19 protein-coding genes and 1 pseudogene are annotated in these 9,360 nt (G+C 38.5%); all 20 read right to left on the bottom strand.

Annotated features, from left to right (window positions below):
- Nucleotides 1-38: 38 nt before the first annotated feature.
- Nucleotides 39-224 (bottom strand): 50S ribosomal protein L30, encoded by a 186-nt coding sequence (gene rpmD / locus HZC45_00395; GenBank protein MBI5681630.1) that lies wholly within the window; start codon nucleotides 222-224, stop codon nucleotides 39-41.
- A gap of 32 nt (nucleotides 225-256) precedes the next feature.
- Nucleotides 257-730 (bottom strand): 30S ribosomal protein S5, encoded by a 474-nt coding sequence (gene rpsE / locus HZC45_00390; GenBank protein ID MBI5681629.1) that lies wholly within the window; start codon nucleotides 728-730, stop codon nucleotides 257-259.
- Nucleotides 731-867: 137 nt separating this feature from the next.
- Nucleotides 868-1,233 (bottom strand): 50S ribosomal protein L18, encoded by a 366-nt coding sequence (rplR, locus tag HZC45_00385; protein MBI5681628.1) that lies wholly within the window; start codon nucleotides 1,231-1,233, stop codon nucleotides 868-870.
- Nucleotides 1,233-1,787, bottom strand: a complete 555-nt coding sequence (rplF, locus tag HZC45_00380) for a 50S ribosomal protein L6 (GenBank protein ID MBI5681627.1) — start codon at nucleotides 1,785-1,787, stop codon at nucleotides 1,233-1,235. The genes rplR and rplF overlap by 1 nt, the downstream gene beginning before the upstream one ends.
- A gap of 82 nt (nucleotides 1,788-1,869) precedes the next feature.
- Nucleotides 1,870-2,268 carry a 30S ribosomal protein S8 gene (gene rpsH, locus HZC45_00375; GenBank protein MBI5681626.1) on the bottom strand — a complete coding sequence of 133 codons (399 nt, stop codon included), beginning with the start codon at nucleotides 2,266-2,268 and terminating at the stop codon, nucleotides 1,870-1,872.
- A 110-nt stretch (nucleotides 2,269-2,378) separates the two neighbouring features.
- On the bottom strand, nucleotides 2,379-2,564 hold the full coding sequence (locus HZC45_00370; GenBank protein MBI5681625.1) for a type Z 30S ribosomal protein S14: 186 nt from the start codon (nucleotides 2,562-2,564) through the stop codon (nucleotides 2,379-2,381).
- A gap of 130 nt (nucleotides 2,565-2,694) precedes the next feature.
- A complete protein-coding gene (gene rplE, locus HZC45_00365; protein ID MBI5681624.1) occupies nucleotides 2,695-3,231 on the bottom strand; it encodes a 50S ribosomal protein L5 in 537 nt (178 codons plus the stop codon).
- A 21-nt stretch (nucleotides 3,232-3,252) separates the two neighbouring features.
- Nucleotides 3,253-3,582 carry a 50S ribosomal protein L24 gene (locus tag HZC45_00360; GenBank protein MBI5681623.1) on the bottom strand — a complete coding sequence of 110 codons (330 nt, stop codon included), beginning with the start codon at nucleotides 3,580-3,582 and terminating at the stop codon, nucleotides 3,253-3,255.
- A 48-nt stretch (nucleotides 3,583-3,630) separates the two neighbouring features.
- Complete coding sequence (rplN, locus tag HZC45_00355) at nucleotides 3,631-3,999, bottom strand: 50S ribosomal protein L14 (GenBank protein MBI5681622.1); 369 nt, start codon at nucleotides 3,997-3,999, stop codon at nucleotides 3,631-3,633.
- A complete protein-coding gene (gene rpsQ / locus HZC45_00350) occupies nucleotides 3,996-4,259 on the bottom strand; it encodes a 30S ribosomal protein S17 (protein ID MBI5681621.1) in 264 nt (87 codons plus the stop codon). The genes rplN and rpsQ overlap by 4 nt, the downstream gene beginning before the upstream one ends.
- A gap of 9 nt (nucleotides 4,260-4,268) precedes the next feature.
- Nucleotides 4,269-4,469 (bottom strand): 50S ribosomal protein L29, encoded by a 201-nt coding sequence (gene rpmC / locus HZC45_00345; GenBank protein ID MBI5681620.1) that lies wholly within the window; start codon nucleotides 4,467-4,469, stop codon nucleotides 4,269-4,271.
- 61 nt (nucleotides 4,470-4,530) lie between these two features.
- Complete coding sequence (gene rplP / locus HZC45_00340; protein ID MBI5681619.1) at nucleotides 4,531-4,947, bottom strand: 50S ribosomal protein L16; 417 nt, start codon at nucleotides 4,945-4,947, stop codon at nucleotides 4,531-4,533.
- Nucleotides 4,948-4,950: 3 nt separating this feature from the next.
- Nucleotides 4,951-5,610: a 30S ribosomal protein S3 gene (gene rpsC / locus HZC45_00335; GenBank protein MBI5681618.1), complete on the bottom strand. Its 660-nt coding sequence runs from the start codon at nucleotides 5,608-5,610 to the stop codon at nucleotides 4,951-4,953.
- A gap of 84 nt (nucleotides 5,611-5,694) precedes the next feature.
- A complete protein-coding gene (gene rplV / locus HZC45_00330; GenBank protein ID MBI5681617.1) occupies nucleotides 5,695-6,033 on the bottom strand; it encodes a 50S ribosomal protein L22 in 339 nt (112 codons plus the stop codon).
- 45 nt (nucleotides 6,034-6,078) lie between these two features.
- A pseudogene (rpsS, locus tag HZC45_00325) lies at nucleotides 6,079-6,340 on the bottom strand (30S ribosomal protein S19).
- Between the two features lie 28 nt (nucleotides 6,341-6,368).
- Nucleotides 6,369-7,193 (bottom strand): 50S ribosomal protein L2, encoded by an 825-nt coding sequence (rplB, locus tag HZC45_00320; GenBank protein MBI5681616.1) that lies wholly within the window; start codon nucleotides 7,191-7,193, stop codon nucleotides 6,369-6,371.
- Between the two features lie 118 nt (nucleotides 7,194-7,311).
- Nucleotides 7,312-7,602, bottom strand: coding sequence for a 50S ribosomal protein L23 (gene rplW / locus HZC45_00315; protein MBI5681615.1), 291 nt, complete (start codon nucleotides 7,600-7,602; stop codon nucleotides 7,312-7,314).
- The gene (gene rplD / locus HZC45_00310) at nucleotides 7,602-8,222 is read right to left on the bottom strand and encodes a 50S ribosomal protein L4 (protein ID MBI5681614.1); all 621 of its coding nucleotides are present in this window, start codon (nucleotides 8,220-8,222) and stop codon (nucleotides 7,602-7,604) included. The genes rplW and rplD overlap by 1 nt, the downstream gene beginning before the upstream one ends.
- Before the next feature lie 28 nt (nucleotides 8,223-8,250).
- Entirely contained in the window at nucleotides 8,251-8,895 is a 645-nt protein-coding gene (gene rplC, locus HZC45_00305; GenBank protein ID MBI5681613.1) for a 50S ribosomal protein L3, read from the bottom strand.
- A 98-nt stretch (nucleotides 8,896-8,993) separates the two neighbouring features.
- Nucleotides 8,994-9,302 carry a 30S ribosomal protein S10 gene (gene rpsJ / locus HZC45_00300; GenBank protein MBI5681612.1) on the bottom strand — a complete coding sequence of 103 codons (309 nt, stop codon included), beginning with the start codon at nucleotides 9,300-9,302 and terminating at the stop codon, nucleotides 8,994-8,996.
- Nucleotides 9,303-9,360: the final 58 nt, after the last annotated feature.

Below are 9,360 nucleotides of genomic sequence, written 5' to 3'. Positions count from 1 at the left end.
CATTTTTCTATTTTTTTTTTAGCCTTAAGCCTTTTGCCTTAAGTCTTTTCTCCGACTGAAACCAAATGAGAAACCTTATTTATCATTCCTCTTATACTGGGTGTATCATTTAATATAACAGTTTTATTTAATCTTGTAAGCCCCAGCCCCTTTAAGGTCTCTTGCTGTCTCTTTGTTGAACCGCTTTTACTTTTCTTTAGTGTAATCTTTATTGATTTTCCCATATTATATGCCTTTATCTTTCTATTGAATGATTTCAAATGATTTCATGAGCCTTTTTACCCCTCATTTCAGCAACCATCTCTATACTCTTTAGTTTTCTAAAACCATCAAGGGTTGCCTTGACTACATTATGCGGATTATTAGACCCAATGGATTTTGTAAGAACATTATGTATCCCTGCTGATTCCAGAATTGCCCTGACAGCACCCCCTGCTATAATTCCGGTTCCAGGAGAGGCAGGCTTTAAAATGACCCTGCCTGCACCAAAACAACCTGTAACCTCATGGGGTATTGTACCGTCAATAAGTGGCACCTTAAACAGATTTTTCTTGCCATGTTCAGCACCTTTTCTGATTGCCTCAGGAACCTCATTTGCCTTTCCGAGTCCAACACCAACATGACCACTGCCATCTCCCACAACCACGACAGCATTAAAACTAAATCTTTTGCCGCCCTTAACAACCTTTGCCACCCTGTTCAGATAGACAACCTTTTCCTTTAATTCCATTTTTTTGGGGTCAATCCTTTCCAATAATCCCTCCCTTTACTCGCTCCGCGAGAATTGTAAAATGCAAATTGTAAATTTTAAATTATAAATCCATCTTTACATTTTACAATTTTCAATTTCCAATCTTCAGTTTACAATTAGAACTTTAGTCCTGCCTCTCTTGCAGCATCAGCAACTGCCTTTATTCGTCCGTGGTATAAAAATCCTCCACGGTCAAAAACCACTTTATTAATACCCTTTGAAATTGCATTTTTTGCAACTAATTCTCCAACCTTTTTTGAAACTTCGGTTTTTCCTTTAGAAGGTATGTCCTTTATTTCATCACTAACTGATGATGCAGATGTAATGGTACTGCCCTTTGTGTCATCAATAATCTGAGCATAGATATGCGTATTACTTCTATAAACATTTAATCTGGGCATTTCCTCTGTGCCATGAATCTTCTTTCTAACCCTGTACTTTCTTTTCAGATATGCATATTTCTTTTTTGCAAAAATAGTCATTATTTTCCTCCAGCAGCAGCCTTTCCTGCTTTGCCTGCCTTACGCCTTATAACCTCACCACTGTATCTTATCCCCTTTGCCTTATAAGGGTCAGGTATCCTGAATGCCTTTATCTCAGAAGCCACCTGTCCTATCAGTTGATTATCCATACCTTTGAGTGTAATACTGGTCTGTTTTTCAACCTCAGCACTAATACCCTTTGGAAGTTGGTATCTTACAGGGTTAGAATATCCCAAATTCAGATTTAGATAACTGCCCTGAACCTCTGCCTTGTAGCCTACACCTGAAATCTCAAGTTTTCTTGTGAAACCATCTGTAACACCCTTAACCATATTTGCAATAATGCTTCGCGTCAGTCCATGTAATGCGTTTTCATCTCTGCCGCCTGCATTGCAAAATATTCTTATCTCACCCCCTGAAATTTCAGCAGAAATGCCTTTGCCTATTGAGTAAGAAAGACCACCTCTCGGACCATCAACACTTACAACACCGCCATTTAGATTAACCTTTACCCCATTTGGGACAGATATTACCTTTTTACCAATTCTTGACATCTTAAACTCCCTTTTCAAAGGCAATTATGAATTATGAATTAAATACAATTTGTAACTCCTAATTTTTAATTCGTAATTGTATTTAATATACTGTGCAGATAATCTCTCCTCCAAGCCCCATCTCTCTTGCCTTCCTGTCTGTAACTATCCCTTTAGATGTTGATACAATTACAGTCCCAATACCACCAAGAACTTTTGGAAGTTTATCTTTCTTCATGTAAACCCTAATTCCCGGCTTACTTATCCTTTTTATAGAAGATATTACCCCTCTTTTGGAAGAGTCGTATTTCAAATGGATTCTAATTAAACTCTGTTTATTATCTTTAACTACCACAAAATCCTTTATATATCCTTCCTCTTTTAGAATTCTGGCAATTTCCAATTTAATTCCGGACAATGCCACATCCATCTTTTCATGACCTGCTTTGCTTGCATTCCTTATCCTTGTAAGCATATCTGCTATTGGATCTGTTGTTGCCATATTTTAAACTCCTTTTTTAAATACAATTACAAATTAGGAATTAGGAATTAGGAATTAGGAATTAATACAATTCTTAATTCGTAATTTTTAATTCCTAATTGCTTTTTAAACTACCAGCTTGATTTTATTACACCTGCTATTTCACCCTGTAAAGCCAACTTACGGAAGCATATCCTGCACATATTAAATTTACGCAGATACCCCCTTGGTCTCCCGCATAGAGGACAACGGTTATACTGTCTTGCACTAAACTTTGGCTTCCGCTTTGCCTTTGCTATTAAAGACTTCTTTGCCACAAAACCTCCCCTTCGCTTCGCTCAAATTGTAAAATGAAAATTGCAAATGTTAAATCGCGAATTTATTTTTTCATTCACTTTAAAATTTTCAATTTCTAATTCCCAATTCCAATTTAACATTCGCAGAATGTCATTTAAACGGCATCCCAAAATACTTCAATAATGCCTTTGCCTCTTCATCTGTCCTTGCTGTTGTTGTTATCGTAATATTCATTCCACGGATTTTACCGATTTTATCATAATCAATCTCCGGGAATATAATCTGCTCTTTTATCCCCAATGTATAGTTACCTCTGCCATCAAACGATTTATCAGATACACCCTTAAAATCTCTCACACGGGGGATAGAAAAATTTAAAAGACGGTCAAAAAATTCATACATCTTTTCCCCTCTTAGTGTAACCATACATCCTATCGGCATACCTGCCCTTAACTTGAATGTTGCTATGGACTTTTTCGCACGTGTAACAAGAGGTTTTTGTCCTGTAATTACAGTTATTTCATTCACTGCACTGTCAATGACCTTTATATCCTGTACCGCCTCGCCAAGTCCCATATTTACAACAATCTTTTCAAGTTTTGGCACCTGCATAATATTTTTATACTTAAACTCTTTTATCATTGCAGGTATAATATTTTTTTTATAAATCTCTTTTAACCTTGCCATTTAACCCTCTTGATTACTTTTTTATTTCTCCAATACCTCTCCGCATTTCTTGCAGTATCTTACTTTCTTGCCATCTTCTAAAATCTTTCTGCCAACTCTAACAGGTCCTTTACATCTTTCGCAAATAAGCATCACATTTGAAATGGATACAGGTGCTTCCTTCTCAATAATTCCGCCCTGCTTTGTTTTTGCAGAGGCTTTGGTATGTCTTTTTACAATATTGAGTTTTTCAATAACCACCTTTGCATTATCGGGGATTACCATTATAACCCTCCCTGTCTTACCCTTTTCTCTTCCAGTGATAATCATTACCTGATCATTCTTTTTTATCTTATATTTTGCAACCTGCATTTTATCTCCTGACTTTTAAACTCGTTGAACTTATTAAACTTTTTAAACTTACAATACTTCAGGTGCCAGTGAGACAATCTTCATAAATCTCTTTGCTCTAAGTTCTCTAGCAACAGGGCCAAAGATTCGTGTGCCTATCGGTTCATTATCCTTATTTATAAGGACTATAGAATTATCGTCAAACTTTATATAGGAACCGTCTAGTCTTTTTGTTTCCTTTATAGCACGTACAAGAACACCCCTCGCAACATCCCCTTTTTTAACCTTGCCATGAGGAATAGCCTCTTTGACAGATACTATAATAATATCGCCGATTCGTGCATACCTTTTCCTGGTGCCGCCCAGAACCTTTATACATGAAACCTTTTGCGCACCTGAATTATCAGCCACAGTTAAAATACTTCTCATCTGTATCATACAGTTGCCCTCTCAAGCACCTCTTTTACCCTCCAGACCTTATTCTTACTAATAGGTCTTGACTCTACAATCAAAACCTTGTCGCCAATTTTACAGTCATTTTTCTCATCATGTGCCATAAATTTTACCCGTTTTTTGATATACTTTCCATACAACGGATGTTTCACAAGATTTTCAACAGACACCACAACTGTTTTGCCCATTTTATCGCTGATTACAGTACCCATCCTTGTTTTTCTTATCCTTCTTTTGTTTTCCATATATTTTATTTAACTCCCTGCCTTCTTATCTTTCTGCCTTGCTATAGTCTTTACCCTTGCAATATCCCGCCTTATATGTCTTATCCTTATCGGATTTTCTGCCTGACCTGATGCATTCTGCACTTTCAAGACAAACAGTTCCTTTTTTAAGTCCATCTCCCTTCGGGATAGTTCATCACCTGTCATTTCTCTAATCTCCCCTGTCTTCACCCTCATGGACCTCCTTAATTATTTATAAAACTAACCTTGCCCCTATAGACCATGATGCGGCTTATTCAACACCTTCTCTTAATACAATTTTTGTTGCAATGGAAAGTTTATGAGATGCAAGTCTGAACGCCTCTCCAGCAACATCTCTGGTAACGCCCTTCATCTCATAAAGTATCCTGCCGGGCTTAATAACCACAACCCAATCTTCAGGCGCACCCTTGCCGCTGCCCATCCTTGTCTCAGCGGGTTTTTTTGTTATCGGTTTATCAGGAAATATCCTTATCCATATCTTGCCGCCCCTTTTAATGAAACGGGTCATAGCAATCCTCGCAGCCTCTATCTGCCTTGTTGTAATCCATCCACATTCTGTAGCCTGTAGTCCATAATCGCCAAAACTTAGTTCGGCCCCTGAAATTGCAATACCTCTTCTCTTGCCCCTCTGCTGCTTTCTGAATTTTGTTCTTTTAGGCATTAACATAAGTTATTTTACTCCTCCCTCTGCTGCACCATGAACCTGCGGAAGAACCTCCCCTTTAAATATCCATGTCTTTACCCCTATAATACCGTATGTTGTCTTTGCCTCTGCAAAACCATAATCTATATCAGCCCGCAGTGTATGAAGCGGGACCCTGCCTTCTCTATACCATTCTGTTCTTGCTATCTCAGCACCGCCAAGTCTTCCGGCGCATAATATCTTTATACCCTTAGCGCCCATCTTAAGTGATGTTGTTACAGCCTTTTTCATTGCCCTTCTGAATGTTACCCTTCTTTCCAACTGGAGTGCGACACTTTCAGCAACAAGTTGAGCATCCAAATCTGGTTTTCTTATCTCCTGAATATCTATCTCAATATTCTTGCCGGCAAATTTTACAACATCTTTTTTAAGTATATCTATCTCTGCCCCTTTTTTGCCTATGACTATACCTGGTCTTGCAGTATGAATAATTGCCTTGATACTCTCTGATGCCCTTTCTATATCAATCCTGGCAACTCCTGCATGATACAATTTCTCTTTTAGAAACCTGCGAATTTTAATATCCTCATGCAGTAGTTTCGCATAATTCTTATCCTCATACCATATTGAGTTCCACTGTTTAATTATCCCTAATCTCAAACCTATTGGATGCACCTTTTGACCCAAATTAACCTCCCTTGTTGAGTTTAGGAGTTATAGAGTTAATGCAAATACAGTTTAAGAGTAAAAACTCCTTAACTCCTTAACTCCTTAACTCTTTAACTCTTCTAGCACTACCGTTATATGACTTGTCCTTTTTCTGACTGTATTTGCCCTGCCCATTGCCTTTGGATTCACCCTTTTCATTACTGGGCCGCCATCAACAACTGCCTTTTTAACATACAATTTGTCCATATCCATGTTCTTTGTATTTTCGGCATTTGCAGCAGCACTTTTTACTAATTTCAAAACATCTCTTGCACAGGCTTTTTGGGTGAAATTAAGAATATCTACTGCATCCTGAATATTCTTACCCCTTATCATATCAACAACAAGTCTTGCCTTCTGAGGACTCACCCTCAAATATCGTAATATTGCCTTTGCTTCCATTTTTATATCCTTTTTATTAAACTTCTTAAACTTTTTAAACTGTTTTTATGCCGCTGTTGGCGCAACCTTTGTTTTTCTATCCCCTGAATGGGCATGGAATGTCCGTGTCGGGGCAAATTCACCAAGTTTATGACCAACCATGTTTTCAGTTATGCACCGCGATTGTATGTCCTACCATTTCAGGCACTACTGTAGACCGTCTTGACCATGTCTTTATAACCTTCTTGGACTTTGCTTCATTCATAGATTCTACCTTCTTCATAAGATGGGAATCAATAAACGGACCCTTTTTCAATGACCTCGCCACTATCTCTTCCTCCTGAAATTATAACTTTTTATTTCTTCCTCCTGCTCACAATATACTTGTCTGTTGCCTTGTTTCGTCTGGTCTTGAAGCCCTTTGTAGGCGTCCCCCATGGACTCTGCGGATGATTACCGCCTTTGCTTTTACCCTCACCACCGCCATGCGGATGGTCAACAGGGTTCATAGCAACACCTCTGACCCGCGGATTACGACCCAGCCACCTGTTTCTGCCTGCCTTGCCTATAACAACATTCTCATGGTCAAGGTTACCGAGTTGTCCTATGGTTGCGTAACAATCCTGCAGGACATACCTTACCTCACCTGATGGCAGTTTTATTTGAGAATACTTGCCTTCCTTTGCCATAAGTTGTGCATAACCACCTGCGGACCGAACCATCTGTCCACCCTTGCCAATCTTTAGTTCAATATTATGTATGAATGTTCCGACAGGGATGGATTTAATAGGCAATGCATTCCCTGCCCTTATATCAGCATTCGTACCTGCAGTTACCGTATCTCCAACTTTTAACTCAACAGGGGCAAGTATGTATTTCTTTTCACCATCTGTATAGTGTAGCAAAGCAATCCTTGCAGAACGATTTGGGTCATACTCAATTGATGCAACTTTAGATGGGACATCTCTTTTATCCCTTTTAAAGTCAATAATCCTGTACATCCTTTTATGACCGCCGCCCATCCACCTGCTTGTAATCCTGCCACTTGAATTTCTGCCGCCTGTTCTCCTCAGCGGCTTAAGAAGCGATTCCTCCGGCTTATCCTTTGTTATCTCATCAAAGGTTAAGGTGGTCATCTTTCTCATAGCTGGTGATGTTGGTTTATATGTTTTTACTGGCATCCTGTCGCTCCGCTCCATTGTCCAATGGAAATTGGAAATTTTAGATTTTAGATTCTATATTTGTTTTCCATTTTAAAATTTACAATTTGCAATCTTCAATTTACAATTGCCGTATGGCTCACGCTGCTTCAAAAAATTCTATTTTATCTCCCTCTTTCAGTGTTACATACGCCTTTTTTCTAATAGATGTCCTGCCTGAATGCCTGCCGAGCCTCTTAACTTTACCGGGCATTTTTATTGTATTAACATCAAGGACATTCACACTAAATGCCTTCTCTACAGCCTTTTTAATCTCACTTTTATTTGCCTTAACATCAACCCAGAAAATAACCTGATTTGACTCTGTCCTTTTCTGTGTACTTTTTTCAGTTATAACAGTCCCCTTAATTATATTGTATGCACTTGTTATCACCTTCCAAACACCCCCTGTATCTTTTCAACAGCAGACCTTGTGATAATTAAGTTATCGTAATTTAAAAGGTCATATACATTTAAGCCGTCTGTCTTAAGAATCTTGCTGTCTTGTAAATTTCTTGCTGCAAGCTCCAGATTTCTGTTACAATCACTAATAATTATCAAACCTGATGTTACATTTAATCTTTTCAAAATATCCATTACAAGTTTTGTTTTAGGTTGCTCCAGATTTATTTCATTTATAACCCTTATCTTATTTTCATTTAGTTTTAATAAGATTACTGACCTTACTGCCTCTCTTCTCATCTTTTTTGGTATTTGATAAGAGTAATCTCGCGGATGAGGACCAAAGACAATGCCGCCATGTCTCCACAGTGGAGAACGGATTGAGCCTGACCTTGCCCTGCCTGTTCCCTTCTGCTTCCACGGTTTTGTGCCGCCGCCACTTACAAAACCTTTTGTCTTTGTTGATGCAGTTCCTGCCCTTTTATTAGCCATCTGCATCCTTACTGCATCGTAAATGAGATGCTCATTTACTTTTTCACCAAAGAGGGTTTCTTTTATTTCAATGGTATCAACCTTTTTATTATCTATGTCAATGACATCTAAAAGCATTGTCTACTCCCTTTTTGTCCCTTTGTCTTCAGCCTGTTACCTGTTTTTTCTTTGACCTTTTTACCTCTAATATACCGTTAACAGGTCCTGGCACAGCACCCCTTACAAGTATAACATTATCATCAGTCCTTACGCCAACAATCTGGAGGTTCTCTACAGTTAAGCCCTCATTGCCGTAATGTCCAGGGTGCTTATGACCTTTATATGTCCTTGAAGGGTCAGAACTTGAACCTATAGAACCAGGCGCCCTATTGAACATTGAGCCATGCGTCTTTGCACCACCTGCAAAATTCCATCTCTTAACAACACCCTGGAAACCTCTGCCCTTTGTCCTGCCTGAAACACTCACAAAATCTCCAACTTTAAATATATCACAACCGCTGACCGCCTGACCATTCTGATATGCATCAATATCACTGCACCTGAATTCTTTTAGGTGGTAGCATGGCTTTGTTCCTGCTTTTTTAAAATGACCTGAAAGAGGCTTTGTTGTCCTTTTTTCCTTTTTCTCACAAAAACCAACCTGCAGGGCATTATATCCCTCTTTATCCACTGTCTTTTTTTGAACAACAAAACAAGGACCTGTTTTTATAACAGTTACTGTAATATCATGACCATTTTCTAAAAATATGTGAGTCATACCAATCTTTTTGCCTAATATACCTTCTAACATAAATAACCTCTCAATACCGTGATGCGTGTGCGTGATGCGTTATACGAAAAGATTTTGTTTTTCACGCTCACTTATAACGCACACGTATAACGGTTTTTCTACAATTTTATCTCCACATCCACGCCAGCAGGAAGTTCCAATCGCATTAGTGCATCTACAGCATGCTGGTTTGGCTCCAGTATGTCAATAAGCCTTTTATGTGTTCTGATTTCAAACTGTTCTCTAGACTTTTTATCCACATGAGGAGAACGAAGCACACAATACTTATTTATCTTTGTGGGAAGTGGTATGGGTCCTATAATTCTTACCCCTGTCCTTTTTGCTGTTTCTACAATCTCTTTTACAGAATGGTCTAAAAGCCTGTTGTCATACGCCCTTAACTTTATTCTTATTTTCTGAGCCTGCATATCCTTCTCCCTTTAAAGACAGTGAATAGTGAACAGTAATTAGTGAATGGTGAATAAT

Source organism: Deltaproteobacteria bacterium (assembly GCA_016223005.1).
In the GTDB taxonomy this organism is placed as follows: Bacteria; Desulfobacterota; GWC2-55-46; order UBA9637; family GWC2-42-11; genus JACRPW01.
The sequence above is the reverse complement of the archived record's forward strand: the minus strand, read 5'-3'. Positions and strand labels throughout refer to the sequence as shown.